Below are 1,296 nucleotides of genomic sequence, written 5' to 3'. Positions count from 1 at the left end.
GTTGTATAAGACTTTTAGACTTTTTTCCCATCAAAAAGTGCCAGACATTGGGGTGATCGGGGGGGAAATTTAGGCACTTTTTCCCTGAAAATTAGGTAATTGACCCCCTGAAAATGGGTAAAACCCCACACCCCACACCCCACACCCCACACCCTGCCCCCACGAAAAACTTTTTGCCGCAAACCCTAGTATAGTTTCTAGGAGTCAAAGGCCGCTAGAAACTCCTCCACCTGTTCCCGAGTCGGTTGGGAGGCGATCGCTCCTGCCCCCCTTGTCACCATTGTCCCCACCGCACAGGCATAAATCACCGCCTTACGGGCTAAATCGGCATTTTCCCCAATTTGATCGCCTCCAAGACCGGCACGAGCCAAAAAACCCGCCACAAAGCCATCCCCCGCCCCGGTTGTATCCACCACCTCCCCGGGAAAAGCCTCGACAGTGCCGCTATTTTTGCCTAAATGATATTTACAACCTTTTGCGCCGCCAGTAACCAGAATTGCCCCTAAATTGGGGTATTGTGATGATATTTCTCCGGGGGTATCAGTGCCAAATAACCATGCTGCTTCTTCCTCGCTACATTTGAGCAAATCGGCCCAGAAGATAAAATCTCGAATCCGATCGGGAGCGACCTCAAGATTAGGCCAAAAAACCGGCCGCCAGTTGATATCGATCAATACTTTCACCCCGTAAATTTTAGCTAATTCGAGGGCGCGCATCATCGCCGCTCTCGCCGGGGGATAGGCTAACCCTAGGGTTCCCATCACTAGATAATCGGCATTTTTCCAGAGATTTTCGGGCAATAGGTCAGCTTTAAGGGCAGTATCGGCAAAATCCGTCGTTTTTCTGCCGCCAAAACCCGCAAAATGTCTGTCTCCCCCAGCATCGCGGGTGACATAAACTTGTCGGGTGGGTAGGGTGGGGTGATACTGTACACCAGTGGTATCGACTCCGAGAGCGTCTAGCAAGGCGATTAACTGTTCCCCTCGTTGATCTTTGCCCACACAACCGATAAAAGCCGAATTTATGCCCAATTTTCGCAATCCACAGGCCACGTTTGCCGGCGCCCCCCCGGCATAGGTTGTCCAAGAAGTCACTTGCTCTATAGAGCGCTCGCTTTGATCGGCAATTAGATCAGAGAGGATTTCCCCTAAACAAATGACAGACACTGGCGAAGATCTTTGATTGTTAAGCATTGGTGTGGGAAGTGGGGTGTGGGGTGTGGGGTGTGGGGTGTGGGGTGTGGGGTGTAGGGTGTGGGGTGTGGGGTGTAGGGTGTGGGGTGTGGGGTGTGGGGTG

General features: G+C 52.2%; 1 protein-coding gene. It reads right to left on the bottom strand.

The features are described from left to right. Positions 1 to 197: 197 nt before the first annotated feature. Entirely contained in the window at positions 198 to 1,193 is a 996-nt protein-coding gene (locus PX481_RS06150; protein WP_288093998.1) for a carbohydrate kinase family protein, read from the bottom strand. Positions 1,194 to 1,296: the final 103 nt, after the last annotated feature.

This window comes from Microcystis sp. M53603_WE2, assembly GCF_030065435.1.
Note: the sequence above shows the minus strand (reverse complement) of the source record. Positions and strands in the feature narration are given on the sequence as shown.

Coding starts and splice junctions, on each gene's coding strand:
- PX481_RS06150 (WP_288093998.1), bottom strand. CDS start 1,193: ATGCTTAACAATCAAAGATCTTCGCCAGTGTCTGTCATTTGTTTAGGG.